The following is a 25,766-nucleotide window of genomic DNA, read 5'->3' as shown; positions in this document are numbered from 1 at the left end:
GTCTTGAGTTTTGAATGCCAGCAATCTACCCCCGAACGACCGAACGTCTTCTCAGCTTCTGCGTCAGCAAAAGCCCCGGGCGTCCCTAGAAGCGGGGCGTCCGGGGCAGGGACGGTCGGGGGAACCGCCCGGTGGAGGTGCCTGCGGAAAGTGTTATGTGGTCTACGCCCACGCGCTACATGCTACAACACCCCGCCTCCCGATGGAAGGCCCCGCGCTAGCGGGGAGGCAGGATCTCGCAGCCGTACCTCGCGGCGACGGAGACCAGCCGGGCGACGTCCGGCGGTCCCTCCGGCGGGGGAGGAAGCGTAAGCCCTCGCGCCGGCTCGCTCAGCTCGCGGAAGAAACCCTCGAAACCTGCCGGCGTGATCAGGTTGAGGAGCCTGACCTCCTCCGAGACGATCTCGAACCGGTGCGGCACGCCGCGCGGCAGGACGACGAGGGTGCCGGCCGGTGCGGGGACGACCCTATCTCCCACGTAGAAGGCCATCTCCCCCTCTATCAGGTAGAAAGACTCCTCCTCCAGCGTGTGGACGTGCAGCGGCGGCTCGGTGCTCAGCCCTTTCCGTCCGAGCTCCTCGACCAGAGCGTAGCTTCCCCCGGTCTCCTCGCCCGTGGCCAAAAAACTCAGCAGATACCCGCCGTACCAGACGGCACGGCCTTCGCCCGCACGGGCGAAGTGCGGCCCGGCCCCTCTCTGAGCTTCGATCATCGTGGCGTTCTCCCTTCTCTCGCCGGCCTCCATGTCATAAACTGTAGGCTAGCGAACGGGGATGGCATATGGCAGAAACCTGTCATTTTCCCCCGGAACGGGAGAGGATGAGCCCGGGCGGAGTCAAACAGGATCCGGCGTTCTCAGAGATAAAACGCCTGTGCCACTCCGGGCGCGGCGGCCCGGAGCTGCTGCACGCGGTCGCGGAGCGGTTGCGGCAGAGGTTGAGCTCCGAAGCGTACTGCGCCTCCACGGTGGACCCGGGGAGCGCCCTGATCACCCACGCCCTCACCGGTGAGATGGGAGGGGAGCGGGAGGCCGCCGTCTTCCTCGACCACCTCTACTTCGAGCACGATCTCGACCAGATCCGGCGAATGACCCGGGAAAGGCGTCCCGTTGCGCTGCTCTCCGAGCTCTCCGGAGGTGATATCACCCGGTCTCCTCGCTACAGGGAGATGCTGCGCCCGCTGGGTCTGGCGCACGAGATGCGCGCCGTCTTCACCGCCGGAGGCCATGTCTGGGGCACCCTGGACCTGAGCCGCGAGGCGGGCCGCCCGGACTTCGAACCCCGCGAGGTCGCGTTCGTCAGGCGCCTCGCCCCACACCTCGGCGCTGGCCTGAAGGCCGCGGCGCTCCGCTCGCAGGCTCTCGCCGAAGGCCGAACAGGAACCGGTGCCCCCGGCGTGCTGGTCCTCGACCACCGGGGCCGGGTAACACATTACACCGCAGCGGCCGAACGCTGGCTGGAGGAGATCGAAGACCTCAAGCCCGGCTGGTCCGAGAGCCAGGATCTGCCTCCGGCGGTCCGGATGGTGGCGGGTGCGCTGAAGCGGGCGCTGAGACCGGAGAACTCCGGAGATCTCGACCTCCTTCCGCGCCTCAACGTCCGGGCGCGCTCGGGGCGCTGGCTCTCGCTCTACGGCTCCCTGAGCGAGGGGCTGCCCGCAGAGGCGGTCATCGTCATCGGGCCCGCCGGACCAGGGGAGGTTGTTCGCTTCAACATGGCCGCCTACGGCCTTACCCCGCGCGAGGCTGAGGTCGCCACGCTCGCCGCGCAGGGGGCCTCGACCAGTGAGATCTCCGCCTCTCTATACATCTCCGGGTACACCGTCCAGAACCACCTCCGCAACGCCTTCGAGAAGGTGGGGGTGAAGAGCCGCAGGGAGCTGACCCGGCGGCTCTTCCTCGACGGCCTCTAGGAACCGGTCTGGATGACGCCGGAGAGGATGCCGTCTATCCTCTCCAGCACCTCCGGGGAGAGCTCGACGCCCGAGGCCCCCACGTTGTCCTCGACCTGCTCCGGGCGCGAGGCACCGATGATCGCGCTGCTCACGTTCTCCCGGCGCAAGACCCACGCGAGGGCGAGCTGGCTCATCGAGAGCCCGAGGTCGGAGGCGACGTCTCTGAGCCCGTCGACCGCCGAGAGGACCTTCTCGTTCATCAGCTCGCGCATGAAGGCGCTCTGCTCGGGGTTGGCGGCGCGGGTACCCTCCGCAGGCGCCTCACCCGGGCGGTACTTGCCCGTGAGCACCCCCTGCCCGAGCGGAGAGAAGACGACCTGCCCGACGCCCTCGACCTCGCACAGCGGCATCACCCGGCGCTCGATGTGCCGCTGGATCATGTTGTAGCGCGGCTGGTTCGAGACGATCCGGTCGAAGCCCATCTCGTCGGCGATCTTCAGGGCATCGGAGATCTGATCCGCACTCCACTCCGAAACCCCCACGTAGAGCACCTTCCCCTGCCGCACGAGATCGTCGAGCGCCCGCAAAGTCTCCTCGAGCGGGGTCTCCGTGTCGTAGCGGTGGCACTGGTAGAGGTCCACGTAGTCCACCCCGAGCCGCCGCAGGGAAGCGTGACACTGCTCCACGATGTGCTTGCGCGAGAGCCCCCGGTCGTTCGGGCCATCCCCCATCGGGAAGTAGACCTTGGTGGCCAGGAAGTAGGACTCACGCGCAAAACCCTTGAGCGCCCGGCCCACGATCTCCTCAGCGGCCCCCTGCGCGTAGACGTTGGCCGTGTCGAAGAAGTTGATCCCGAGCTCGTAGGCCCGGTGGATGCACTCCCGGGCCCGCTCCTCCTCCACGCTCCCACCATATGTGAGCCAGCTCCCCAGAGCTATCTCGCTCACCTTCACACCGCTTCTGCCAAGATGACGGTACTCCAACCAGATCTCCTTTCCGAAATCTCCGTGTACACGAAACCCACCCATACGTTACCCTCCCACCGGACTTTTCAAGCCGTGTAATGCGGCTTGCTTGCTGAGTTGTCTGCTGCTAAGAGCACCTTTATTGCAAGAGCGCACCATTTTGTTACAATGAGTTCACCAACGAGGGTCGGAAGAAAAGGAGCTGGACAAAGTGCGAACCACGTTGCAGCCAGGTCTGACGAACAGGCTCACCAAGTATCTCAGGGTCACCCAGCAGCTCATAGAGGAGAACCGGGACGCGGTCTCGAGCAAGGAGCTAGGCGACTACACCGGCATCAACCCGGTACAGGTAAGGCGGGACCTCAACGCGATCGGGTTTTCGGGCACCCGGGGTGTGGGCTACCAGGCCTACGACCTGGTAGAGGCGGTACGCAGCATCCTCGGCCTCAAACAGACCTACAACATCGCGCTCGTGGGTGCGGGCAACCTCGGGAGCGCCATCGCGAGCAGCACGATGCTCCCCAAGCGGGGCTTCGTCATCCACGACGTCTTCGACAACGACCCGGAGAAGATCGGACGCACCGTCGGCAACGTCGTCGTCAAGCACATAGACGAGCTCAAGAAAAGCGTCAAGGAGGCCGACGAGATCATCGGCATCATCGCCACCCCCTCCTCCTCCGCCCAGCAGGTCGCCGACCTGATGGTCGACGCCGGCATCAGGGTCATCCTCAACTACACCGACGTACTGCTCCACGTCCCACCGGACGTCGACGTCCACCGCATAGACCCGACCGCCCAGCTCATGCACACCCTCTACTACCTCACCCAGGTGGGAGAGGCCTCCTAGAGGGAATCAGACCCACCCGAAGCCAACAGAGGCCCGGCGGATACCATCCGCCGGGCCTCTTCCATCGCCCCGCAAAGAGAAAGGGGAGCCGGGGGTGGGGGTGATAGGTGGGGAAAGGGAAAGGAGGAGTGGGGGAAAGGGAAAGGAGGAGTGTCACCCCCCCGGCTCCCAAATGAAGAGCCCGAGGTGAACTTTAGGGGTGATAGGTGGGGAAAGGGAAAGGAGGAGTGTCACCCCGGGCTCTTCAATTGTGTGTCGGTTTAGCTTACGCACCAACCGACACCCGGAATGATACCCCGCTAGTCACACTTTGTAAAGGTCTTGGAACAGAGAATCTAGAAACTTTTTAAAAATATCTTCCCACTGCACATAGTCATGACACAAAATACCTGCAAAACCAGCATTTTTACGCTCCTCGTCAGCCGGGCTGCGGGCTCATTCTTCTGTGATTTTTTTCACTAGAGGTGTTTTTCGGGGTCATCGTTCCTCCTCGAGGAGCCGCTGGTAGTCCTCCGGGGAGAGAAGGTCGGCCTCTCCGGAGTAGCGGAGGCGGATGATCCATCCTTCCCCGTAGGGGTCTTCGTTGATCTTCTCGGGCGATTCTTCGAGGATGGAGTTGACCTCGGTGATCTCGCCGCCGAGGGGGGAGTAGAGGTCGGAGACGGCCTTGACGGACTCGACGGAGCCGAAGGAATCTCCGGGGGAGAGGCTGGTGCCGACTTCGGGGAGGTCAACGAAGACGACGTCTCCGAGCTCGTCCTGGGCATGGTCGGTTATGCCGATGGTGGCGGCATCCCCCTCGATGCGGACCCACTCGTGGGTGCGGGTATACTTGAGGTCCTGCGGTACGTTCAACTCTTCCCTCCTCTAGCTCTGCTTGCGGCTATAGAACGGCAGCGGGACGATGCGGGCCGGGACGGGCCTCCCGCGGATGACGACTTCGATCTCACCTTCGGTCTGCGGGGGGACGTAGGCGAGGCCTATCGGGCGGCCGAGGGTCGGCGAGACGGTGCCGCTCGTCACGACGCCCCGTTCCTCGCCCACGACCCGCACCGGGTGGCCGTGGCGGGCGACGCCCCGGCCCTCGAGCTCGAAGCCGACGAGTTTTTTCTTCAGCCCCTTCTCCTTCTCCTGGCGCAGCGCCCGCTGCCCGATGAACTCTTCAGGTTTGTCCAGGTGGACGGCGAAGGAGATCCCGGCCTCCAGCGGCGTGGTCTCTTCGTCGAGCTCGTTGCCGTAGAGGCACATCCCGGCCTCCAGGCGCAGCGTGTCGCGCGCCCCGAGCCCGGCGGGGGTGGCCCCGGCTTCGATGAGCTTCCTCCAGATCCCCGCGGCGTCCTCCGGGCGGAGGAAGATCTCGAAACCGTCCTCCCCGGTGTAGCCGGTGCGGGCGATAACGGCCGGCCTTCCGTCCACGGCCGTCTCTGAGAACCGGTAGCGCCCGAGGGTCGAGAGGTCGCCCCCGCAGAGAGGTTTGAGGATACTCTCCGCCTCCGGGCCCTGCAGGGCGAGAAGGGCCCAGTCCTCTGTCTCGTCGGAGATCTCGACGTCGAGATCCGAGGTGTTGCCACGGAAGTGGGCGAGGTCCTTCTCGCGGTTGGCGGCGTTCACGACGACGAGGAAGTCCCCTTCGCGGCGGTAGACGATCACGTCGTCCACCGTGCCGCCGCTCTCGAGGCAGACCGCAGAATAGCCCGCCTGCCCGACCTCGAGCCGGGAGACGTCGCGGGTCAGGAGGCGCTGCAGCGCCCTCCCGGCGTCCGGGCCGCGGAAGGCGACCTCGCCCATGTGCGAGACGTCGAAGAGCCCGGTGCGGGTGCGCACCGCCTGGTGCTCGGCCTTTATCCCCTCGTACTGCACGGGCATCTCCCAGCCCGCGAACTCGACCAGCCGGGCCCCGAGCCTCTCGTGCTCCCCGTGGAGCGGGGTACGTTTCAGAGACATCACTACCACCTCGCCTTCAACTTGCGGGCGGCACGGGCCTCGTCCAGGCGGCGGACCGGTGCGCGGGTGGGGGCCTCCTCGAGACGCTCGTCCTGCGCTATCTCGAGCATCGCGCCGACGAAGTCGTCGAGGGTCTCCTTCGACTCTGTCTCGGTCGGTTCGATCAGGAGCGCCTCCTTCACGACGAGGGGGAAGTAGATCGTCGGCGGGTGGAAGCCGCGGTCGATGAGGCCCTTGGCCACGTCCAGCGCCTTCACCCCTTTCGGGGGCTGCACGACGACCTCGTGCTTGCAGGGGCCCTCGTAGGGCGAATCGTAGGTGCCCTTCAGGCGGGCCCGGACGTAGTTCGCGTTCAGGACGGCGAGGTCGGAGACCTCCTTGAGATCGGGGCCGTGCATCCTGATGTAGCTCCAGGCCCGGACCATCTGGCCGAAGTTACCGTGGAAGGCTCCGACCCGGCCGATGGACTTCTCCGGACGCACGAGGCGGTAGGCGCCGTCGCGCTCCTCGACGACCGGGTCGGGACGGAAGGGAGCGAGCCGCTCGGAGCAGGCGATCGCGCCCGAACCCGGCCCGCCGCCGCCGTGGGGGGTGGAGAAGGTCTTGTGCAAATTGAAGTGCATGATGTCCGCCCCGGCGTCGGATGGGCGCATGCGGCCGAGGTTGGCGTTCATGTTCGCCCCGTCCATGTAGAGGAACGCGCCGGACCGGTGCAGGATGGAGGCGATCTCCTCGATGTTGCGCTCGTAGACCCCGCAGGTGTTGGGGTTGGTGATCATGAGCGCCGCGGTCGTCTCGTCCACTTTCTCTTCGAGCTCGCCGACGTCCACGCAGCCTCGCTCGTCGAGCCCTATCTCCACGGCCTTAAAGCCGGCCATCGCCGCGGTCGCCGGGTTGGTCCCGTGCGCCGTGGCGGGGATGAGGACCGTGGTGCGCCCCTCGTCCCCAGCGTCCTCGAAGTACTTCCTTATCATGAGGATGCTGGTGAGCTCGCCCTGCGCCCCGGCGAGCGGCGCGAGCGAGACGGCGGGGAACCCGGAGACCTCGGAGAGGAAGGCTGCGAGCCGGTGCATCAACTCGAGCGCACCCTGCACCTGCTCCTCGGGTTGCAGCGGATGGAGCCGGGCGAAGCCGGGGATCGCCGCGGCGGCCTCGTTGGCACGCGGGTTGTGCTTCATCGTGCACGAGCCCAGCGGGTAGAAGTTGGTGTCTATCCCCCAGTTCTCGCGCGAGAGGTTGGTGTAGTGCCGGACGACGGTGGGCTCGTCGACCTCGGGGAGATCGGGCCTCTCTTTGCGGAGCGCCCCCTCCGGCAGGATCTTTTCGGGCGGCACCTCCGGCACGTCGGGGGCGGGGAGGGTGTATCCCCGCCTGCCGGGGCGGCTCTTCGCACGGATCAGACTAGCGGGCATCCACCACCACCTCCACGAAACGGTCGAGGTCTTCCTTCCTCCTCTTCTCCGTCACCGCGACGAGCATCGCCCCGTCGCCAAGATCGAGCCCACCGACGATGCCGGCCTCGAGCAGCGCCTCGTTGGCCTTCTCCACGTCCGGCATCTCGACGGCGAACTCCCAGAGAAACGGTGCTTCGGGATACCGCAGCGAGAAGCCGGCTTCCTGCAGCCTCCCGGCCAGGTAGTGGGCCTTGGAGATCGAGAGCTGCGCCACCTCCCGCAGCCCCTCCGGCCCCATCAGCGAGGCGTAGACGGTCGCGGTCAGGGCCGAGAGCGCCTGGTTGGTGCAGATGTTGGAGGTGGCCCGCGACCGGCGGATGTCTTGCTCGCGGGCCCTCAGGGTGAGCACGTAGGCTACCCGGCCCTCCCTGTCCACCGTCTCCCCTACGATGCGTCCGGGGAGCTGGCGCACGAAGCGCTCGCGGGTGGCCATGTAGCCGGCGTAGGGGCCCCCGAAGCTGAGCGGCATCCCCAGAGGCTGGGTCTCTCCCACCGCCACGTCCGCCCCCAGGCCGCCCGGCGGCTCGAGGACGGCGAGGGCTATCGGGTCGCAGACCGCGACGCAGAGCGCCCCCATCCCGTGCGCCGCCTCTGCGGCGGCCCCGACGTCCTCGATGGTGCCGAAGAACCCCGGGCTCTGGACAAAGACACAGGAGAGGTCCTCCGGAAGCCCCGAGAAGTCGGTGGTCCCCTCCCTGAAGGGGAGATCCACGGTCTCTACGCCGTAGGTCTCGATGACCTCGCGGTAGCGGGGGTTCAGGTTCGCCGAGAGCGCGACCTTCGGGTCCCGCTTCGTCAGACGCGCGGTCATGAGCGCCGCCTCGGCGCAGGCGCTCGCCCCGTCGTAGACCGAGGCGTTCGCCACCTCCATCCCGGTGAGCTCGCAGACGACCGACTGGAACTCGAAGGTCGCCGCGAGCGTGCCCTGGCTGACCTCCGGCTGGTAGGGCGTGTAGGAGCTGAGGAACTCCCCGCGGGAGACTACCGCGCCGATGGCGGCCGGCACGATCCTGTCGTAGGCCCCCGCGCCGAGGAAGACGGGCATCCCGGTCGCGTTCCTCGCCGCCAGCTCCTCGGCCTCGCTCAAGACCTCGTACTCGCTCGCCGCCGGCGGCAGGTCCAGCTCTCCCTCGAACCTCGGGGCGACATCGGAGAAGAGGTCGTCGACGGAGGAGACCCCGATCGCCTCGAGCATCTCCCTCACATCCTCTTCAGTGTGCGGTGTGTAGCGCGCCACGCGGCTGCACCCCCTATCCTTTCAGGGTTGGACGTCTTTTCTTTCCGTCCTGTCCCAAAGGCCTGAGAGTGTTACCCCGTCGGCGCCAGCCCAACGAGGGCCGGTCTCTCCAGGACGCCCTCCGGCCGCGGTCCTTTCGCCTGAGAGATTCGGCCCCACCCAAAAGAGCCTTTCACCTTCGGCGGCCGTCCCACCGGACGGCTCTCTCCCGCAACCCTCACCGGACGACATAAGCCTAGCATAATCACCCCTCTGAAACCTCTACCTCGTCGTTACCAAACGTTTTTTCCGTTGTAACCCTGTTGTTATCCCGATCACTTAACATTCCTTAACAAGATGTCCGTTGTGGGAGGAAGGAGGCGGTATGAAGCGGTTCGTGGCTCTCATAGCGGTGGCGGGTGCGGCGTTGTTCGCGGCGGCGCCTACCCATGCGAGCAGCGCCGGTTCGGGGCAGGGTGGGGGTACGATCCCGATAGTCTTCCAGCTGACGGTGCACGGACAGGTGCCGCAAGGGGAGAGCTTCTACCTGTTCACCGACCCGGGAGGCGAGGTACCCGCGGGGTTCTTCTGCTCGACGAAGCCCGGGGCGGTCGGCCCGACGTGCCGGGATGGGGGGACCTACACGGTGAAGATCCCGGTGCCAGCCGGCGAGCCGCTGACCTTCTCTTATGTGCTCTCTCCTGCGGGTGGTCCGCTCCAGACCATCGAGTCCCACTCCAAGGTCTTCACGCCCGGGGAGGTGGTGAGCACGAGCTACAGCTTCTCCGGCGCGGACCCTTCATCGGACCCGCCGGCCAGCGCTCCGTCCAGCGCGGCGAGCACGAGCGCGGCGGCCGACCAGTATTCGAGCGCTACCCCGGTCTCCTCCGCGTCCTCTCCGGCGGTGGACGTCCTACCGAACACCGGCGGGACGATACCGGTAGCCCTGCTCGGGGGAGGGTTTCTGATCGTCGGGGGGATCCTGATGCGGCGACTCTTCGGGTAAAGCCCCTCCTTTCCCGGGGCGGCTCCCTCACGGGGGCCGCCTTTTTCGTATCCTTCCATCCAGCAGGCGAGAGGAAGGAGGAGCTTTGTCCGATGTGATCTCCTGGGAAGACTTCGAGAAGGTGGACGTCCGGGTCGGGAGGATCGTCGCCGCCGAGCCCTTCCCGGAGGCCAGAAAACCCGCCATAAAGCTCACGGTGGACTTCGGCCCGGAGGTGGGAAAGAAGCGCTCCAGCGCCCAGCTCACCGGCAACTACACCCCGGATGTACTGGTGGGAAAGCAGGTCGTCGCGGTCGTCAACTTCCCGCCCAAGAGGATCGCCGGCTTCGAGAGCGAGGTGCTCGTTCTCGGGGTGCCCGACGAGCGAGGCGAGGTGGTCCTGCTCTCCCCCGACCGCGAGGTTCCCCCCGGCGGCAGGATGTTCTGAGAAACTTGCCCGGGGGAGCCACGTACATTAGTATGTCACACACATCTCTATAAGACAGGAGGCTTCGGGCATGAGCGAGACCAACCTCGAGCAGTTCCGGGAGGTTGCATCGGAAGGGCGCTTTACCCTGCAGAACTCCTCGATGTTGAAGGTACGGCTCGAGGGGGATGAGATCCAGGCGAAGCTCGGATCGATGGTGGCATACCAGGGGGACATCCGCTTCGAGCACAGAAGCGGTGGGCTGGGACGTTTCTTCAAGAAAGCGCTGACCGGTGAGGGCGTGCAGCTGATGTCCTGCCGGGGCACGGGGGATCTGTTTCTGGCGCACGACAAGCGCAAGATCATGGTCCTGGAGCTAGAAGGCGAGCGGATGACCGTAAACGGCGACAACATCCTGGCCTTCGAGAGCGGCATAGACTGGGACATAAGGCGGGTCGAGGGGGCCGGGAGGCTCGCGGGCGGGCTGTTCAACGTGGTGCTGGAGGGGAGCGGCAAGGTGGCCGTGACCTCCGACGGGGAGCCGGTCTTGCTCGACGCGAGCACCCCCACCTTCGCCGACCCCGACTCGGTGGTCGCCTGGAGCGGTGACGTGAGGACCGGCATCCGGAGCGACATCTCGTTCAAGACCTTCCTCGGGAGGGGGAGCGGGGAGACGTTCCAGATCTCCTTCGAAGGTCCCGGCTGGGTTTTGATACAGCCTTCGGAGGGGCCGGTCGTGCCGCCGCACACCCACTCCAACCAGGGCGGGGGCGGCTTCGACCTGGATTTCGGCAACGACTGAGGATCACTCTGCCTCGGGCAGAGGTGCCGGGGCGCTCCGCATGAGCGCGTAGTAGGAGGCGCCGCCTATCCCGGCTCCGACGAACCAGGAGAACGGGGCGGCCACCTTCAGGGCGGGGACGAGCGCCACGATGAGCGAGACGAAGGCCGCGATCGCGAACGCCCAGAGCGCCCGGCGATTGAGGCCTCCCCGGTACCAGTAGGGGGAGTCATCCCCTTCCCGGTAGAGCCCCTCCACGTCGACCCTGCCGCGCCTCAGCAGGTAGTAGTCGGCGACGATGATCCCGAAGATCGGGCCGAGGAGCGCGCCCAGCCCACCGAGGAAGTAGTTTATGGCGATGGGGCTCGAGTAGAGCTTCCAGGGCATCACGACGAGCGCGAGCACGGCGGAGATGATCCCACCCCGCCTGAAGTCTATGTGCTTCGGGAAGGCGTTGGCCAGGTCGTAGCAGGGTGAGACGAAGTTCGCGACGATGTTTATCCCCACCGTCGCGACGGCGAAGGTGAGCGCGCCGAGCGCGAGCGCGACGAAGCTCGGGATCCTCCCGACGAGCTCCACGGGGTCGGTTATGGCGGAGCCGTAGATCTCACGCGATCCCGCCGTCACCACGACCACGATGACCGAGAAGAGGATGAAGTTGACCGGAAGCCCCCAGAAGTTGCCCCACCTCACCATCCGCTCGCTGGGGGCGAAGCGGGAGAAGTCGGTGAAGTTCAGAAGCAGGGTGGAGAAGTAGTTGACGACCAGCGCGATGGCGGTGAAGAAGGCCAGCGTGGCCCCTCCGAAGGAGAGGCTCTTCGAGCCGAGGTTGAAGTCTATGCTGCCTCCGGCCTGGATGAAGATCCAGATCGCGAGCGCGAGCATCGCGACGTAGATGGCGGGACCGGCCCAGTCGACGAGGCGGCGCACCGACTCCATCCCGCGGCCGAGGACGAAGAGCTGCGCCGCCCACAGAAGCAGGAAGCAGATCCAGCCGAGGTACGAGAGCCCGAGGAACGAAGACCGAGCAAGCGGCTCGAGGCCCGGGAATATCTTGAGCGCCAGTATCACGACGGCCACCGAGGCGAGCCAGGTCTGGATACCGTACCAGGCGATGGCGACCGCCGCCCGGATCAGAGCCGGAACGTTGGCCCCGAAGACCCCGAAGCTGACCCGGGCGAGCACGGGATAGGGTATCCCGTACCGCTGCCCGGCCACACTCGTGAGGTTCATCAGGAAGTATACGACCGTTATCCCGCAGATCAGAGCAAGAAACACCTGCCAGCCCGTGAGCCCCAGAAAGAAAAGCCCCGCCGCGAACGTATAACCCCCGATGCTGTGCACGTCGGCCATCCACGTGCAGAACAGGCTCCACGTGCTCCAGTTGCGCTCCTGTGCCGGTGCCAGATCCTCGTTGTACAGCCGCTCGCTGTAGCCGCTCTCCATCTCTCACCTTTCGTTAGATGAAAACTTTATTTCACAAACCAAGGATACAGGATGGTATCCTGTGTGTCAAATTCCCCGGCGGACGAGGACGATGCGCAGGTCGTTGACGTTGGTGCCGGTGGGTCCGGTGATGAGGAGGGCGTCCGCGGCTTCGAGCGCCGGGTGGACGTCGTTGCGGGAGAGGGCGTCGCGCGGGTCGAGGCTGGCGGCGCGGATTCTGGCTGCGGTTTCGCCGTCCACCAGGCCTCCGGCTGCATCGGTGGGACCGTCGGCTCCGTCGGTATCGACGCTCAGGGCGGCCCAGCCGTCCACGCCTTCGAGGGCGAGGGCGAGGGCGAGGGCGAACTCCTGATTCGGGCCGCCGGTTCCTTCACCGGAGACGGTGACGGTGGTCTCGCCGCCGGAGACGAGCGCGAGGGGTGGCGGGGCGGGGTTTCCGCTCGCGAGCGCCTCCCGGACGATCGCCGCGTGCAGGAGGGCGGCGGCGCGGGATTCGCCGGTCACGTAGGTGGAGAGGAGGAGCGGGGTGTAGCCGAGGGTGCGGGCCGCCTCGCAGGAAGCCTGCGCCGTGGCGAGACCTCCGCCGATGACGAGGTTCGTGACGCGCTCGAAGACGGGGTCGCCGGGCTTGGGGGTCTCGGGGCCGTCCCGCAGGCGTCGGGCGATGCTCGCGGGCGGGTCTATCCCGTGGCGCCGGAGGACGCCCCGGGCGTCCTGCAGGGTCGTGGGGTCTGGGACGGTGGGGCCGCTCGCGATGGAGGAGGGGTCGTCGCCGACCACGTCGGAGAGCAGCAGGGCAACGGTGCGGGCGGGGGCGGCGAGCCGGGCGAGGCCGCCGCCTTTGAGGGTCGAGACGTGCTTTCGCACGGCGTTGATCTCGTCTATCGAGGCGCCGCTGCGCAGGAGGGCGGAGGTGAGCTGCTTGAGGTCCCCGAGCTCTATCCCCTCCGCGGGGTCGGCGAGGAGCGCCGAGGCCCCGCCGGAGACGAGGGCGAGGAGGAGGTCGCCCTCGCCGAGGGGGGCGGCGAGCTCCGCGACGCGGCGGGCGGCCTCGAGGCCGCGCTCGTCAGGCTCCGGGTGGGAGGCGTAGAGGGTCTCGAGCCCCTCCGGTCCCGGCTCGTGGCCGTCTTTGGTGACGACGAGCCCGCCGGCGATCTTCCCGCCGAGGATCCCCGCGGCGGCGCGGGCCATCGGGCCCGCGGCCTTCCCGGCGGCGACGACGAAGATCCGCCCGGGGCTGAGTCGCTCTCCCGAGACGAGCACCTCGTTCCCTTCCAGTCCGAGGTGGCGGCGCACGGCGTCTTCGGGGTCGGCGGCGGCGAGGCCGGCGCGCAGGATCTCCCTGAGGTCCTCCTCCACTAGCTCCCTTCCGCTGCTGCCTCGAGCGCCGGGAGCCGGTCCTCCACCGGCTCGTACTCGTTGATCCTGTCTATCGAGAGGCCCATCGCGGCGTTGGTCTCGCGCTCGCACATGATCTCCACGAGCACCGGGACGCGGCGCTCCTCGCTCGCGCGCACCGCCCACTCCAGGGCTCCCCTTATCTCCCCAGGGCGCCGGACTCTGCGGCCGAGTGCGCCCATCGCCTCCATCATGCCGACGCCGTCGATGCCGTACTCGCTCTCGGGGCCTTCGTAGCCGAGGTCGACCGCGAAGTTCATACCGTAGCCGAGCTCCGACTGGCGGATGAGGCCCATGTAGGCGTTGTTGATCATCACCAGCACGTAGGGTACCCGGTACTGCACCGCGACCGCCACCTCCTCCACGAGGAACTGGAAGGAGTAGTCGCCCACCACGCCGACGACGAGGTTGTCGGGGCGGCCGAGCTTGGCCCCGAGGCAGGCCGGAACCTCCCAGCCCAGAGGTCCCGCCTGACCGCAGCACAGGTAGTGGCGGGGCTTGTAGGTCTTCTGGAACTGACCGGACCAGATCTGGTAGAGCCCGATCGCGGTGACGAAGATGGTGTCCTCGTCGAAGAACTCGTTGAGCTCCCGGTAGACCCGCTGGGGCTTTACGGGGACGTCGTCGAAGTCGGTTTTGCGCAGCATGGTGGAGCGCAGCTCCCCCACCCGCTCGACCCACGCGCCCGGCTCGCGCTGGGGCGTGACGGCCCAGGCCGTCTCGAGCATCGCGCGCAGGGCGAGCTTCGCGTCGGAGACGATGCCAAGGTCGGGCGGGAAGACCCGTCCGATCTGGCGGGGGTCTATGTCTATGTGGATGAACTTCCTGTCGCCCCGGTAGACGTCGAGGTCGCCGGTGTGCCGCTCGGCCCAGCGGTTTCCGATCCCGACGACCAGGTCGCTCTCCAGGAAGAGGGCGTTGGCGTAGCGCTGGCTGGTCTGGATACCGACGATCCCCATGTAGAGGGGGTGGTCCTCCGGGATCGCACCCTTCCCCATGTACGTGGGGCTCACGGGAATTTGCAGGTACTCGGCGAGCTCGACGAGCTCTTCGGAGGCGTCGGCGAGGATGACCCCGCCCCCGGGCATCAGCACGGGCCGCTCGGCGGCGAGGATCATCTCGATGACCTCGCGGATGGCCTCCGGGCTCGGCTCGGGGCGCTCGAAACCGAGCGGGCCGTCGCGCCGGGGGTCGAAGTCCACCTCGAGGGAGGACTTCTGCACGTCGAGCGGCAGGTCTATGAGCACCGGGCCCGGACGGCCCTCGCGCGCGACCCGGAACGCCTCCCGAAAGGTCCAGACGAGCTGGGCGGGCTCTTTGACCTGCACGGCCCACTTGGTCACCGGACGCGCGATCTCGACGATGTCCACCGCCTGGAAGGCCTCCTTGTGCAGGACGCCGGTGGGGGCCTGGCCGGTTATGCAGATCATGGGTATCGAGTCGGCCATCGCGGTGTAGAGGCCCGTGATCATGTTCGTCCCCGCCGGCCCCGAGGTCCCGATGTTGACCCCGACCTTCCCGGTCACCCGGGCGTACCCGTCGGCGGCGTGCGTTCCGCCCTCCTCATGTCGCACGGAGTAGTGCCTTATCTGCCTGGATTTGCTGAGCGCCTTGTACAGCGGCAGGATCGCCGCCCCCGGCACCCCGAACGCGACCTCGACCCCCTCGTCCTCGAGAACCTTCACCACCGCGTCCATCACGCCCATCCGGGCCATCTTCTCTCCTCCTATTCAGTCGTCCCGTCGCCGGAGAGGTCCTCTATCACCCGCAGGAGCGCCGAGTGGTCCTCCCCGCCCCAGCCCTTCTTCTTCATCGAGAGGAGCATCTGATCCACTATCGCCGTGACCGGGAGCGCCACCCCGTACTCGCGGCCGGCCGCGAGCGCTATACCGAGATCCTTGTGGTGCAGCTCCGCCCGGAAGCCCGGCTCGAAGACGTGAGATAGGAACTTCTCCCTCTTGACCTCCATCACCCTGTTGCCAGCAAGACCCCCCGATAGAACATCCAGGATCTTCTCCGCAGAGACCCCACCTTTGGAGCCGAGCACCAGCGCCTCAGAGACCGCCTCTATGGTTAGCGCCACCACGATCTGGTTCGCAGCCTTCACGACCTGCCCGGCCCCCGAGGGACCAACATGGGTTATGGTCCTGCCCATCGCCTCGAAGAGGGGCCTTGCGCGCTCGAAGTCCTCCTGTTCTCCTCCGACCATGATCGAGAGGGTCCCCTCCCTGGCGCCCACATCCCCTCCTGAGACCGGAGCATCCAGCATCGAGGCGCCCTTCTTCTTCACTTCCGAGGCGAGCTCCCTGGTGACCACGGGGGAGATGGTGGACATGTCGATGAGGAGAGAGCCCTCCCGGATGCCCTCGAGCACCCCCTCCTCTCCCTCGACGACCTGCCTGACGTCCGGGGAGTCGGGGAGCATGGTGATGACGACGTCGCTGTTGTTTGCGACCTCTCTGGGGCTCTGTGCGAGCTGTGCACCGGTCTTCTCGGCGAACCGCTGTGCCTTGCTGTGGGTGCGGTTGTGGACGGTGAGGTCGTAGCCGGCCTGCACCAGGTTTTCGGCCATGGGCCACCCCATGATCCCGAGCCCTATGAAGCCTATCCTCTCCGGCATCTCTACCCCTTTCTCTCTAGAGCCTGAAGTCCTCCGCCCGGACGTCGCCGCCGCGCAGCTCTTTCGGAAGCCAGGCGAGGCTCTCCTCCGTACGTCCGGTGGTCGGGTTGTACTCCAGCCCCACGTAGCCGTCGTAGCCGAGCCGCTCCAGCTCCCCGAGCACGTAGCGGTAGTTGATCTCCCCGGTCCCCGGCTCACCCCGGCCGGGGGAGTCGGCGACCTGCACGTGCCCGATCATGCCGATGTGCTCGCGCACCGTGGCGGTGAGGTTCCCCTCCATCCGCTGCATGTGGTAGTAGTCGTACTGCAGCCTGACGTTCTCCCGGCCCACCCCCCGGACGAACTCTGCCGCCTCACCGGTCCTGCTGAGCAGGTACGGCCCGTTCTCGAAGGTGTTGACCGCCTCGATCATTATCTCGACACCCCGCTCGGCCGCCCGGTCCGCCACCCACGCCACGTTCTCGCGCGCCAGCCGGAGCTGCTCCCCCCGATCCATCCCCTCCAGCCGGTGCCCGGCCAGCGCGTTCAGCCTCCGGCACCCGAGCCTCCCTGCGAGCTCCAGCGCCACCGGCACGTTCTCCCGGAACTCCCCCGCCCGGTCCGGGTCGCTCAAGAGCCCCCTCTCCCCGGCCGGCATGTCCCCGGCGTCGAAGTTGAAGAGCGCCACCGTAAGCCCCGCATCCTCGACCGCCGCCTCAACCTCCCCGAGATCCTCGCCGGAAGGCCACCAGAACTCCACCGCCGAAAACCCCGCCGCCCTCGCCGCGGCGAACCGCTCCAGAAACGGTGCCTCCCTGAACAGGATAGAGACGTTCGCGCAGAATCTCACCACTCCTCCTCACATAGCAGAAGACTAATTTCGTTTTGCAGAATTCAGTATAAAGATGAACAGGGACCCGTGTCAAGTATCGCAGGCAGGATTTTTTATTCCTTCAGACGAAATATATGTCGAGATTCGGACACGAGAAGCTGTTCGTGCCCGGATGAAGCCGGGGAAGAGGGATTAATTATCCGAGCTTATGCTCGCGGAGAAGGCGGCGCAGATCCTCTTTATGTGCGGGACGAGTTCCTGGACTCTCTCGGGGCTGAGCCTTCCGGCGGGTCCGGAGACGCTCATGGCGGCGAGGATCCTGTCGTCAGGTCCGAAGACCGGGGCGGCGAGGCAGCGGACACCCTCCTCCATCTCCTCGGAGTCGACGGCGTAACCCTGTTCGCGGATCTTCTCCAGCTCCGCCCGCAGACGCTCCGGATCGGTCACGGTGTGTGCGGTGAAGCGGGGCAGGCCGCTCTGGCGGAGGATGGCTTCGACCGCCTCCTCGGGCTGGTAGGCGAGCAGCACCTTTCCGGTGCCCGTGGCGTGCGGCGGGACGCGGTTTCCGGGTTCGGTGAACATCCGGACCATGCGCCGGGCCGGTACCTGGTCTATGTAGACGACCGAGTTTCTGTCCAGCACCGCCAGGTTGGAGGTCTCCTGGCTCACCTCCATAAGCTCCCGCAGAAAAGGTCGCGCCAGCGTCCCCAGGTGCTCCCGCGCCGCCGAAGCCAGAACCAGCGCCTTCGGCCCCAGCGTGTACTTGCGGCTCTCCCCCACCTGCCGGGCATACCCCCGGCGGGTCAGCGTCGCCAGCAGCCGGTGCGCCGTACCGTTCGGCAGCCCCACCGCCGGCCCGATCTCCGTGACCCCCAGCTCCCCTTCCGCCCTGCCCAGAAGCTCAAGGATGTCGAGCGCCCGTGCCAGCGACTGCACCTCCCCGCTGCGCGAAGACCTGACCGCCAAGATCTCACCCACCTTCCAGAAACACACTTTCGTATCACGAAATATAGCACATTACCCCTGCGCTCTCTCAGAGCTCCAGGTGTGGGGCTAGGAGGCCGGGGAGAGGTTCTCTGGTCTTCCTGCTGGCGGCGAGGGCGGCCATGAGCAGGATGCGGGCCTTCTGGCCGCTGAGGTCTCCGCCGAAGAGAGCTCCGGCGCGCGCCAGGTCGTGGCCCGCGCCGTAGACCGGGGCGACACCGCCGAGCGGGATGCGGGAGACGACGAGGACGGGTACGTTGGAGGCGGTGCAGCGCTCCACCTCGCGCACGACGTCGGGGTTGGCGTTGCCGAGGCCGAGGGCCTCCAGCACGATGCCTGCGGCCCCGGACTCGCGGGCGGCGCGCAGGAAGGTGCCGTCCGTACCGGCGGCGAGCTTCACGAGGGCGACGTTGGGTTCTATGTCGTCGAGGGAGGCGAGGTTGGCGGGGCGGGGGCGGGAGCGGAAGATGCGTACCGTCCCGTCGAAGATCTCGCCGAGCTTGCCGCGGTCGAGCGAGGAGAACGCCTCGAGGGCGGTGGTGTGGACCTTGGTGGCGTCGCGGGCGGCGTCGATGCGGCCGGCCATCGCGATCACGGCCCCGAGGTTGCGGGCGGCGGGGCTTGTGGCGACGCGGGCGGCGTCGAGCAGGTTGCGGGGGCCGTCGAAGTCCCTCTCCGAGGCGTTGCGCTGGGCCCCGGTGAAGACCACCGGCTTCTCGCCGGCGTAGAGCAGGTCGACCAGGTAGGCGCTCTCCTCCATCGTGTCCGTCCCGTGGGCGACGACGAAGCCGGCGAGGTTCTCGTCACGGTCGAGGGCGCGCACCCGGCGCGCGATCTCGAGCATGTTCTGCGGGGTCATCAGGCTGCTGTCGATGTTGAAGAGCTCGATGAGGCGGACGCGCGCGATCCCGCCGAGCTCCGGGACCGAGGAGAGGAGCTCCTCGCCCGAGTCTGCGACCACGACCTCCCCGGAGGGGAGGGGACGGGCGGCGATCGTGCCTCCGGTGGTGATGAGCGCTATCTCCGGGAGGCTCACGGGACGATGTGGGTTCCGGTCTCGCCGGCGAGGGCGCTGGGGATGTTCTCGGGGCTGGTGATGATCGCCTCCCTCCCGCCGCGCTCCAGGAAGCTTATCGCAGCGGAGATCTTCGGCTCCATGCTCCCTTTCGCGAAGTGTCCCTCCTCGCGGTAGCGCCTCGCCTCCTCAAGCGTCATCTTGCTCAGCCACCTCTCGTCCGGCTTGCCGAAGTTCAGCGCCACCCGCTCGACGGCCGTCGAGATGAGGAAGAGATCGGCGCCGATCGTGTTGGCCAGAAGCGCCGAGGAGTGGTCCTTGTCTATGACGGCGGCCACGCCGTGCAGCAGCCCCCGCTCGTCCTCGACGACCGGGATACCGCCGCCGCCGGCCCCCACGACCACGATGCCCGCCCCAAGGAGCGCCTCTATGACCGGCGCCTCGACGATCCTGACCGGGGCGGGGGAGGGGACGACCCTCCTCCAGCCGCGGCCCGCGTCCTCGACGACCGTCCAGCCCTCCTTCCCGGCCCGCTCTTTAGCGGTCTTCTCGTCCATGAACGAGCCCACCGGCTTGGTAGGGTTCTCGAAGGCCGGATCGTCGCGGTCGACGACCGTCTGGGTGACGATCGCCGCGACCTGCTTGTCGATGCCCCGCAGGGCGAACTCGTTGTGGAGGGCCTTCTTGAACATGTAGCCGGTCGCGCCCTGGGTATCCGCGCCGCAGTAGTCGAGCGGGATCTCGTGCAGCTCGTGGCGCGAGAGCTCCGAGCGGCGCAAGAGGTAGCCCACCTGGGGGCCGTTGCCGTGGGTGATCACGACCTCCCACCCGCCCGAGATCATCTCGGCGATGTGGCGCATGGTCTCGGCGGCGGCCTCCTCCTGGTAGGGCATCGCCCGGTGGCTCTCGTCTTTTATGAGCGAGTTGCCCCCTACGGCGATTACCGCGACCTTCTCCATCTCCCTACGCCCCCACGATCGCGGCGACGAGGGCCATCCGGATCGCGACGCTGTAGGCTATGGCCTCGAAGTACTGCTGGTGCGTGGTGTCGTCGATGCGCAGGTCCATCTCACCCGGACGGCGCGGGAGGGTGTGGGTGACCCTTATGATGCGCCCCTCGCTCTCCCGGACCTTCTCCAGCGTCTCGAGCCGGACGTAGTACTCGTCCATCATCTTCTTGAACTCCTCGGCGGCCTCGCCCTTGGGGGCGCTGCAGCCCGGCAGGTAGACGAGGTCCATCTCCGAGACGAGATCGTTGAAGCCGTCCTGGTCGAGGTCGAAGACCTCCCGCACCTTGGCTCCCTCAATCCGGCGCAGTCCCTCGATGACCTCCTCCGGGGCCCGGTAGTCCCTGCGGGAGGCGAGCGTCACCTCCGCGCCGAGCCGGGCGAGCCCGTAGGCCATCGAGTGGCCGGTGCGGGCGTGGACCATGTCCGGGGTGGCGACGACGACCTTCGCTCCCTCGACGCTGCCGTGGGTGCGCCAGAGGGTGTAGAGGTCCAGGAGCGCCTGGGTGGGGTGCTCCCAGTCGCCCCAGCCGCCGTTTATGACCGGGGCTTCGGCGTAGGAGGCCCCCTCGCGGGCGGCGACGTCGTCCGGGTGCCGGAGCACGATCACGTTGGCGTACTTGGAGATCGTGCGCATCGTGTCCGCGAGCGACTCCTCCTTGGCCGCCGAGGAGGAGACGAGCGGGTTCGCCTCGGTCACCACCGCCCCGCCGAGCCGGTGCATCGCGGTCTCGAAGCTCATCCGGGTGCGGGTGCTCGGCTGGAAGAAGAGCGTGACCATCACGCTGCCCCTGAGGAGGTCCACCGATGAGCGGTGGAAGGGTTCGAGCGCCCGGGCGAGCTCGAAGAGCGCGTAGATCTGGTCGTTCGTCAGGTCGTTTATGGAGTGGAGGCTCCTGCCCTCGAAGTCCACCGCTCGCACGAGCGAGCGGATGGAGGGCAATTTCGCCGTGTCCCTCAACGCCTCTTTCTGCATGCCAGCTCCTTTCCTGTTTCTCTAGGCTTTCTCGAAGACGATGTCCTGCGCGCCCTCCCAGAGGACCTTCTCTCCCATCGGGCGCAGGTTCTCGTGACCCTCGGTCACGGTGAGCAGGTGGTTGCCGGCGATCACGCCGAGCTTGCTCTTGAAGACCGTCCCGTAGTAGGGGAAGAGGATCTCGGTCTCCGAGTAGCCGCCGGGGTAGAAGAGGATCTCCCCGGCCTGCGGGACGCTGGTGGCGTCCTCGAAGCCCACCCCGAGGTTGTAGTCCCCGAGGGGGATCCAGCAGGCCTCCCCGCTCCACCGGACGTGGATGATCTTCTGCCGGTAGGGCAAAAGCTTCTCGAAGGCCTCACAGGTCTTCGGGCACCGCTCGCTCTCCCAGCGGGCGAGGAACTCGTAGGGCCCGACCGTGATCCTGACGTCGCTCATCGCTCTCCTTTCTCTCTCTGTGGTCTCACGAACCTCCCCGCGGGCTCCGGGGCGACCTTCCCCTCCGCGAAGACGGTCCTCCCGCGCACGAGGGTCCTCACCACCCGCCCCCGGAAGCGCATCCCGACGTACGGGCTGATCGGGTGCCGGTACTGGAGGTCTTCCTCCCGCAGGGTGAAATCCTCCCCGGGGTCCACGAGCACGAGGTCGGCGTCGTTCCCCTCCCCGATCCCGCCCTTCCCCGTGAACCCGAAGCGCCGGGCCACCGCCCCGGAGAGCAGCTCCGCGACCCTCTCGAGGGAGAGTCCCCGCCGGTGATGCCCCTCGGTGAGAATCGCCGCGAGCAGCGACTGGCAGCCGGAGATCCCACCCCACACCCGGAACATGTCCTCCCCGGCCTTCATGTCGGGTGGGCAGGGTGAGTGGTCGGAGGTGACAAACGAGACGTCGCCCGAGAGCACTTCCTCCCACAGGGACTCCAGCTCCTCACGCGGGCGCAGCGGCGGGGCGCACTTGGCGGCGGCCCCGATCCTCTCGGCGTCCTCGTCGGTGAGGAGGAGGTAGTGCGGGCAGGTCTCGCAGGTGACATCGACCCCGCGCGAGCGGGCCTCGGCCACGAGCGCGACCCCGCGCCCAGTGCTCACGTGGACGACGTGCAGCGAGCAGCCAACCTCGGAGGCGAAGAGGATGGCGCGGCTTATGGCCTCGAGCTCGGCTATTACGGGCCGGGAGTCCAGATAGTCGCGCATCGTGGTGCGCAAAGTCGAGGCGGCCCGGTGTGAGAGGGCGTCGGTGATCCGGCGGTTCTCCGCGTGGACGAGGACGGGAAGTCCGAGACGCGCGGCCTCGCGCATCCCCTCGTAGAGGGTGAGATCGTCTGCGGCCTCGAAGTCCGGGGTGCCGGTCGCGGACATGAACGCCTTGAACCCGGCGACCCCGCGTTCGGCGAGCTCCTCCATCCGGTCCACCTTGCCCGGCACGATCCCGCCCCACAGCGCGAAGTCCACGAAGGCCGCCCTCTTCGCCGCGGCGAGCTTGAGGTCGAAGCCCTCCGCGTCGGTCGTGGGCGGGTAGGCGTTGAGCGGCATCTCCACGCCGAGGGTCGTCCCCCCGGTGGCGAGCGCGCGGGTACCGCTCGCAAACCCCTCCCAGCCGGTGCGCCCGGGCTCGTTGAAGTGGACGTGGGCGTCGATCGCGCCGGGGAGGACGAGGAGGCCCCGGGCGTCTATCTCCTCGCGGGCACCGCCCTCGAGCTCCGGGCCCACGGCGGAGACGACGCCGTCGGCAACACCGACGTCCGCCACCCTGCAGCCGTCACCACGCACCACCGTCCCGCCGCGCACGATGAGGTCGAAGGCCGCCAAGGCTAGCTCCCCCGGTAGGTGGTGTACGAGTAGGGGGAGACGAGGAGGGGGACGTGGTAGTGCTCCTCCGGCTCCTCGACCGAGAAGCGCACCGGGACCTCGCCCAGGAAGCCCGCCCCGCCGAAGTACTCCCCGACGTGGAAGACGATCTCGTAGGTGCCGCGCCCGAAGCGCTCCGGCTCGAGGAGCGGCTCGTCGGTGCGCCCGTCGGCGTTGGTCGTGAGGGTCTTCACGTGCTCCCGCGCTCCGCCCTCGAGGCGGAAGAGCTCCACCTTGAGGCCCCGCGCCGGGCGGCCGCGGGCGGTGTCGAGGACGTGGGTGGTCAGGTAGCCGCTCAAGAGGACCTCTCCACGGTGCCTTCGATCAGGCCGTAGGGCTCGGCGTCGGCGTGGAAGATGACGCCCTCGTTCTCGATCCCGAAGCGCCCGAGATCGTAGAGGATGTGGTGGCGGTTGGGGAGCGAGAAGTGGATGCGCTCTATCTCCGGGAATCGCTCCAGCACCGCCTCGCCCATGCGGTAGAGGGTGTTCTGGACCGAGGGGCTGTAGTGGTCGGTGAGCGTAGCGAGGATCTGCTCTCTGACCCCGCGCCAGACGCCGGAGAAGTCCGCCCCGGTGGTGTTGTACTCCCAGTTCGCGGTGACGACGGTCGAGAGGATCCTGTCGTTCGTCTCCGGCAGCGTGGTGAAGCGCTCGTGCAGGTACCCCTCCCAGCCGGAGTTGGTGGTCTTTAGCACGAGCAGGTCGTCGATCCCGGCCTCGACGTGCATCCGTCCGTCCTCGCCGCCCTCCACCCGCGCCGTGCGCACCCCGGCGGCGCGGACGAAGGAATGCTCGTGCGGCCTGCCATCGACCTCGATGCGCTCCCAGGGATGCTCGGTGAACTCTATCCGGGCGCGGCGCACGAGCGGCCCGGCTTCTATGAAGTGCTCGACGAGCCTCATTCCGAAGCGCTCTATCTCGTCCTTCTCCAGGTGATCCTTCGCCAGCGCGTAGACGGTATTGCGCATGGTGTCGGTGGCGAGCGCCCCGGTGTTGTCCCCGTCGCGGTAGATGCCCTCGAAATCGCCGAAGAGCATCACGTCGACGTGCACCTCGGTGAGGTCGTGCCTCTCGCCGTTCCGGAAGACCTTGACGAGCCGGATGTCCGACTTGCCGTAGTTGCAGGTGCCGGGCGCGACCTTGCCGCCTTTCTTCGCCTGCGTCACTCTCCATCATCTCCTTCCAGCATGTCCCTGAGCCGCAGCGAGGAGATCTTGGCGATCTCCCCGAGCGCGTTCTCTATCTCCTCCTCTCTCTCGCCCGCGAGCCGCCGGCGGGCATCCTCGAGGATCGAATCCCTGGTGTGCTCCCTGACGCACACCACGTAGGGGAAGCCGAACCTCTCCCGGTAGGCCCGGTTGAGCCGGAGGAACTCCTTGCGCTCTCCCTCCCCCAGCCCGTCGAGCCCGGCCGAGCGCTGCTCGCGCTCCGACTCGGGGGTGAGATCGCCCTCGGGGACGGCGAGCTCGGGGTGCGCCCGGATCAGGGCGAGCTTCTCCTCCCGCGAAGCCTCCTGCACCGCCCGGCGCAACGCCGCCTCGAGCTCCGCCACGCTCCCGAACGGCCGCTCCTCCCACGCCCGCCAGGCCACCCAGGGCGAGTGCTCGAAGAGGGATCCGAACCTCTCCACGAACTCCTCGCGTGAGAGCGCGTTCACCTCCCGGAGCGTCGTCCCCCCCGACACTAGACCTCCTCCGCCTGCTGCGCGTGCTCGACGGCCTCGGTCGCGGGGGCGGGCCGTCTCCCAGTCCCTCCCCCGAGGATGTGGAAGCCGACGTTGAGGACTATCGCCGCGATGCTCGCGGAGGTGATCCCGCTGCCGAAGACGACCTGCACCCAGTCGGGGAGCCTGTCGTAGAAGGTCGGCGCTACTGCCGGCAGGATCCCGAGCGCGAGGCTCACCGCCACGATAGTGATGTTGCGGTTGTCCGAGAGGTCCACCCGCGAGAGCGTCTGCACCCCGGAGGCGGCCACGGTTCCGAAGAGCACGAGCCCGGCCCCGCCGAGGACCGGCAGCGGGATCGCGGTGACCAGCGCAGCGAACTTGGGGAAGAGCCCGAGCAGCACCAGGATGACCCCGCCCGCGGCGACGATGAAGCGGCTCTTGAGGTTGGTGTAGCGGACGAGGCCGACGTTCTGCGCGAAGGCGCTGAACGGGTAGGTGTTGAGAACTCCCCCGATGACCGTCGAGAGGCTGTCGGCCCTCAGGCCGTCCGCGAGCCGTTCCTCCTCTCCTTCCCGCAGCGGCTTGCCCACGATCTCGCCGATCGCGAGCATGTCGGAGGTCGTCTCGACCATTATGACGAGCATCGCGAGCATCATCGTTACGATGGGAACGAGATGGAAGGCAGGAAGCCCGTAGTGGAACGGGGTCGTCACCCCGAACCAGCCGGCCTTCCCGACCCCGCTTATGTCCACCATCCCGAAGAACGCGGCGATGACCGTCCCGATCACCAGCCCGAGCAGAACAGCTATCCTGCCTATGAACCCGCCGAAGAAGCGTGTGATGGCGAGCACCAGGACCAGCGTGATGAGCGCGACCAGGATGTTCTCCGGCGCGCCGTAGCCCTTCTGCCCCGGCTGTCCCCCGGCGGCCCAGCCTATCGCCACCGGCGTCAGGGAGAGCCCGATCACCGTGATCACCGACCCGCTCACCACCGGCGGGAAGAACCGCAGGAGCTTCGAGTAGTAAGGGCTGATGAGAAACCCGAAGACCCCCGCCGCGATCACAGAACCGTAGATCCCTTTCAACCCATAGTGCCCCCCGATCGCGATCATCGGGCTCACCGTCACGAACGAGGTCCCCTGCACGATCGGCAGCCGTATCCCGACCCTCCAGAACCCGACGCTCTGGATCAGGGTCGCCACCCCGCACACGAAGAAACTCGCCGCCGTTATGTACGTCACCTCCCGCTCCGGCAACCCTATCGCCGACGCGATGATCAACGGTACCGCTATCACCCCGGCGTACATCGCCAGAACGTGCTGCAGCCCGAAGACCGCCATCTTCCCAACCGGCAATACCTCGTCTACCGGATCCCTGCCCCCGCCTACTCCCCGATCCATCTCTCCTCCTTCCCCAGATATTTCGTAATACGGACAAATAATTCTGATCAACGGACTATACAGCGGGATGTGGGAGGCTGTCAAGGGTGGG

General features: G+C 67.2%; 26 protein-coding genes and 2 riboswitches. Of the genes, 5 read left to right on the top strand and 21 right to left on the bottom strand.

Annotated elements, in window-relative coordinates; all coding sequences use genetic code 11:
• Positions 1 to 217: 217 nt before the first annotated feature.
• Entirely contained in the window at positions 218 to 712 is a 495-nt protein-coding gene (locus tag PJB24_RS08075; RefSeq protein ID WP_273844626.1) for a quercetin 2,3-dioxygenase, read from the bottom strand.
• Positions 713 to 819: 107 nt separating this feature from the next.
• On the opposite strand from PJB24_RS08075, the gene PJB24_RS08070 reads away from it, so the two are divergent.
• Positions 820 to 1,911: a LuxR C-terminal-related transcriptional regulator gene (locus PJB24_RS08070; protein ID WP_273844623.1), complete on the top strand. Its 1,092-nt coding sequence runs from the start codon at positions 820 to 822 to the stop codon at positions 1,909 to 1,911.
• On the opposite strand, the gene PJB24_RS08065 is transcribed toward PJB24_RS08070, so the two are convergent.
• Positions 1,908 to 2,876: an aldo/keto reductase family protein gene (locus tag PJB24_RS08065; RefSeq protein WP_420541911.1), complete on the bottom strand. Its 969-nt coding sequence runs from the start codon at positions 2,874 to 2,876 to the stop codon at positions 1,908 to 1,910. The two genes, PJB24_RS08070 and PJB24_RS08065, sit on opposite strands and share 4 nt — an antisense overlap.
• Positions 2,877 to 3,069: 193 nt before the next feature.
• On the opposite strand from PJB24_RS08065, the gene PJB24_RS08060 reads away from it, so the two are divergent.
• Entirely contained in the window at positions 3,070 to 3,705 is a 636-nt protein-coding gene (locus tag PJB24_RS08060; RefSeq protein WP_273844619.1) for a redox-sensing transcriptional repressor Rex, read from the top strand.
• Positions 3,706 to 4,182: 477 nt separating this feature from the next.
• Here PJB24_RS08060 and gcvH read toward each other — a convergent pair whose 3' ends face one another.
• Genes gcvH through gcvPA form a run of 4 tightly spaced genes read right to left on the bottom strand, consistent with a single transcriptional unit; the run spans position 4,183 to position 8,340 of the window.
• Complete coding sequence (gene gcvH / locus PJB24_RS08055; protein ID WP_273844617.1) at positions 4,183 to 4,560, bottom strand: glycine cleavage system protein GcvH; 378 nt, start codon at positions 4,558 to 4,560, stop codon at positions 4,183 to 4,185.
• 12 nt (positions 4,561 to 4,572) lie between these two features.
• On the bottom strand, positions 4,573 to 5,652 hold the full coding sequence (gene gcvT, locus PJB24_RS08050) for a glycine cleavage system aminomethyltransferase GcvT (RefSeq protein ID WP_420541916.1): 1,080 nt from the start codon (positions 5,650 to 5,652) through the stop codon (positions 4,573 to 4,575).
• On the bottom strand, positions 5,652 to 7,061 hold the full coding sequence (gcvPB, locus tag PJB24_RS08045; RefSeq protein ID WP_273844613.1) for an aminomethyl-transferring glycine dehydrogenase subunit GcvPB: 1,410 nt from the start codon (positions 7,059 to 7,061) through the stop codon (positions 5,652 to 5,654). Before gcvPB ends, gcvT begins: the two co-directional genes overlap by 1 nt.
• Positions 7,051 to 8,340, bottom strand: coding sequence for an aminomethyl-transferring glycine dehydrogenase subunit GcvPA (gene gcvPA / locus PJB24_RS08040; protein WP_273844612.1), 1,290 nt, complete (start codon positions 8,338 to 8,340; stop codon positions 7,051 to 7,053). Before gcvPA ends, gcvPB begins: the two co-directional genes overlap by 11 nt.
• 45 nt (positions 8,341 to 8,385) lie before the next feature.
• A riboswitch (glycine riboswitch) is annotated at positions 8,386 to 8,457 on the bottom strand.
• A gap of 1 nt (position 8,458) precedes the next feature.
• A riboswitch (glycine riboswitch) is annotated at positions 8,459 to 8,561 on the bottom strand.
• 143 nt (positions 8,562 to 8,704) lie between these two features.
• Here gcvPA and PJB24_RS08035 point away from each other — a divergent pair.
• From PJB24_RS08035 to PJB24_RS08025, 3 genes are all read left to right on the top strand, one after another.
• A complete protein-coding gene (locus PJB24_RS08035; protein ID WP_273844610.1) occupies positions 8,705 to 9,325 on the top strand; it encodes a hypothetical protein in 621 nt (206 codons plus the stop codon).
• An 85-nt stretch (positions 9,326 to 9,410) separates the two neighbouring features.
• Complete coding sequence (locus PJB24_RS08030) at positions 9,411 to 9,752, top strand: tRNA-binding protein (RefSeq protein ID WP_420541910.1); 342 nt, start codon at positions 9,411 to 9,413, stop codon at positions 9,750 to 9,752.
• A 70-nt stretch (positions 9,753 to 9,822) separates the two neighbouring features.
• Positions 9,823 to 10,533: an AIM24 family protein gene (locus PJB24_RS08025; protein ID WP_273844609.1), complete on the top strand. Its 711-nt coding sequence runs from the start codon at positions 9,823 to 9,825 to the stop codon at positions 10,531 to 10,533.
• 3 nt (positions 10,534 to 10,536) lie between these two features.
• Here PJB24_RS08025 and PJB24_RS08020 read toward each other — a convergent pair whose 3' ends face one another.
• From PJB24_RS08020 to PJB24_RS07950, 15 genes are all read right to left on the bottom strand, one after another.
• Positions 10,537 to 11,958: an NCS1 family nucleobase:cation symporter-1 gene (locus PJB24_RS08020; protein WP_273844607.1), complete on the bottom strand. Its 1,422-nt coding sequence runs from the start codon at positions 11,956 to 11,958 to the stop codon at positions 10,537 to 10,539.
• 66 nt (positions 11,959 to 12,024) lie between these two features.
• Positions 12,025 to 13,317 (bottom strand): glycerate kinase type-2 family protein, encoded by a 1,293-nt coding sequence (locus tag PJB24_RS08015; RefSeq protein WP_273844604.1) that lies wholly within the window; start codon positions 13,315 to 13,317, stop codon positions 12,025 to 12,027.
• Positions 13,317 to 15,071 carry a glyoxylate carboligase gene (gene gcl, locus PJB24_RS08010; RefSeq protein WP_273844603.1) on the bottom strand — a complete coding sequence of 585 codons (1,755 nt, stop codon included), beginning with the start codon at positions 15,069 to 15,071 and terminating at the stop codon, positions 13,317 to 13,319. The genes PJB24_RS08015 and gcl overlap by 1 nt, the downstream gene beginning before the upstream one ends.
• Before the next feature lie 11 nt (positions 15,072 to 15,082).
• Positions 15,083 to 15,976, bottom strand: a complete 894-nt coding sequence (locus tag PJB24_RS08005) for a 2-hydroxy-3-oxopropionate reductase (protein ID WP_273844601.1) — start codon at positions 15,974 to 15,976, stop codon at positions 15,083 to 15,085.
• Positions 15,977 to 15,992: 16 nt separating this feature from the next.
• Positions 15,993 to 16,805, bottom strand: a complete 813-nt coding sequence (locus PJB24_RS08000) for a hydroxypyruvate isomerase family protein (protein ID WP_273844599.1) — start codon at positions 16,803 to 16,805, stop codon at positions 15,993 to 15,995.
• Between the two features lie 174 nt (positions 16,806 to 16,979).
• Entirely contained in the window at positions 16,980 to 17,753 is a 774-nt protein-coding gene (locus PJB24_RS07995) for an IclR family transcriptional regulator (protein WP_273844597.1), read from the bottom strand.
• 67 nt (positions 17,754 to 17,820) lie between these two features.
• Positions 17,821 to 18,807 (bottom strand): asparaginase, encoded by a 987-nt coding sequence (locus PJB24_RS07990; RefSeq protein ID WP_273844595.1) that lies wholly within the window; start codon positions 18,805 to 18,807, stop codon positions 17,821 to 17,823.
• Positions 18,804 to 19,745 (bottom strand): carbamate kinase, encoded by a 942-nt coding sequence (arcC, locus tag PJB24_RS07985; protein ID WP_273844594.1) that lies wholly within the window; start codon positions 19,743 to 19,745, stop codon positions 18,804 to 18,806. The genes PJB24_RS07990 and arcC overlap by 4 nt, the downstream gene beginning before the upstream one ends.
• Positions 19,746 to 19,749: 4 nt before the next feature.
• Positions 19,750 to 20,769, bottom strand: coding sequence for an aspartate/ornithine carbamoyltransferase family protein (locus tag PJB24_RS07980; RefSeq protein ID WP_273844592.1), 1,020 nt, complete (start codon positions 20,767 to 20,769; stop codon positions 19,750 to 19,752).
• A 21-nt stretch (positions 20,770 to 20,790) separates the two neighbouring features.
• Positions 20,791 to 21,204 (bottom strand): DUF3830 family protein, encoded by a 414-nt coding sequence (locus PJB24_RS07975; RefSeq protein ID WP_273844591.1) that lies wholly within the window; start codon positions 21,202 to 21,204, stop codon positions 20,791 to 20,793.
• Positions 21,201 to 22,568: an allantoinase AllB gene (allB, locus tag PJB24_RS07970; RefSeq protein WP_273844589.1), complete on the bottom strand. Its 1,368-nt coding sequence runs from the start codon at positions 22,566 to 22,568 to the stop codon at positions 21,201 to 21,203. The genes PJB24_RS07975 and allB overlap by 4 nt, the downstream gene beginning before the upstream one ends.
• Positions 22,569 to 22,570: 2 nt before the next feature.
• Positions 22,571 to 22,906, bottom strand: a complete 336-nt coding sequence (uraH, locus tag PJB24_RS07965; RefSeq protein ID WP_273844588.1) for a hydroxyisourate hydrolase — start codon at positions 22,904 to 22,906, stop codon at positions 22,571 to 22,573.
• The gene (gene pucL, locus PJB24_RS07960) at positions 22,903 to 23,775 is read right to left on the bottom strand and encodes a factor-independent urate hydroxylase (protein ID WP_273844585.1); all 873 of its coding nucleotides are present in this window, start codon (positions 23,773 to 23,775) and stop codon (positions 22,903 to 22,905) included. The genes uraH and pucL overlap by 4 nt, the downstream gene beginning before the upstream one ends.
• On the bottom strand, positions 23,772 to 24,293 hold the full coding sequence (uraD, locus tag PJB24_RS07955) for a 2-oxo-4-hydroxy-4-carboxy-5-ureidoimidazoline decarboxylase (RefSeq protein ID WP_273844583.1): 522 nt from the start codon (positions 24,291 to 24,293) through the stop codon (positions 23,772 to 23,774). The genes pucL and uraD overlap by 4 nt, the downstream gene beginning before the upstream one ends.
• The gene (locus PJB24_RS07950; protein WP_273844580.1) at positions 24,293 to 25,675 is read right to left on the bottom strand and encodes a nucleobase:cation symporter-2 family protein; all 1,383 of its coding nucleotides are present in this window, start codon (positions 25,673 to 25,675) and stop codon (positions 24,293 to 24,295) included. The genes uraD and PJB24_RS07950 overlap by 1 nt, the downstream gene beginning before the upstream one ends.
• Positions 25,676 to 25,766: the final 91 nt, after the last annotated feature.

Source organism: Rubrobacter calidifluminis (assembly GCF_028617075.1).
Lineage (GTDB): Bacteria > Actinomycetota > Rubrobacteria > Rubrobacterales > Rubrobacteraceae > Rubrobacter_E > Rubrobacter_E calidifluminis.
Note: the sequence above shows the minus strand (reverse complement) of the source record. Positions and strands in the feature narration are given on the sequence as shown.

Bases quoted from the DNA above. Each gene is read 5' to 3' on its own strand.
- PJB24_RS08035 (WP_273844610.1), top strand. From the start codon at position 8,705: ATGAAGCGGTTCGTGGCTCTCATAGCGGTGGCGGGTGCGGCGTTGTTC.
- PJB24_RS07975 (WP_273844591.1), bottom strand. From the start codon at position 21,204: ATGAGCGACGTCAGGATCACGGTCGGGCCCTACGAGTTCCTCGCCCGC.
- gcvPB (WP_273844613.1), bottom strand. From the start codon at position 7,061: ATGCCCGCTAGTCTGATCCGTGCGAAGAGCCGCCCCGGCAGGCGGGGA.
- PJB24_RS08025 (WP_273844609.1), top strand. From the start codon at position 9,823: ATGAGCGAGACCAACCTCGAGCAGTTCCGGGAGGTTGCATCGGAAGGG.
- PJB24_RS08005 (WP_273844601.1), bottom strand. From the start codon at position 15,976: ATGCCGGAGAGGATAGGCTTCATAGGGCTCGGGATCATGGGGTGGCCC.
- PJB24_RS08075 (WP_273844626.1), bottom strand. From the start codon at position 712: ATGATCGAAGCTCAGAGAGGGGCCGGGCCGCACTTCGCCCGTGCGGGC.
- PJB24_RS08020 (WP_273844607.1), bottom strand. From the start codon at position 11,958: ATGGAGAGCGGCTACAGCGAGCGGCTGTACAACGAGGATCTGGCACCG.
- arcC (WP_273844594.1), bottom strand. From the start codon at position 19,745: ATGGAGAAGGTCGCGGTAATCGCCGTAGGGGGCAACTCGCTCATAAAA.
- PJB24_RS07980 (WP_273844592.1), bottom strand. From the start codon at position 20,769: ATGCAGAAAGAGGCGTTGAGGGACACGGCGAAATTGCCCTCCATCCGC.
- gcl (WP_273844603.1), bottom strand. From the start codon at position 15,071: ATGGCCCGGATGGGCGTGATGGACGCGGTGGTGAAGGTTCTCGAGGAC.
- PJB24_RS07950 (WP_273844580.1), bottom strand. From the start codon at position 25,675: ATGGATCGGGGAGTAGGCGGGGGCAGGGATCCGGTAGACGAGGTATTG.
- PJB24_RS08070 (WP_273844623.1), top strand. From the start codon at position 820: ATGAGCCCGGGCGGAGTCAAACAGGATCCGGCGTTCTCAGAGATAAAA.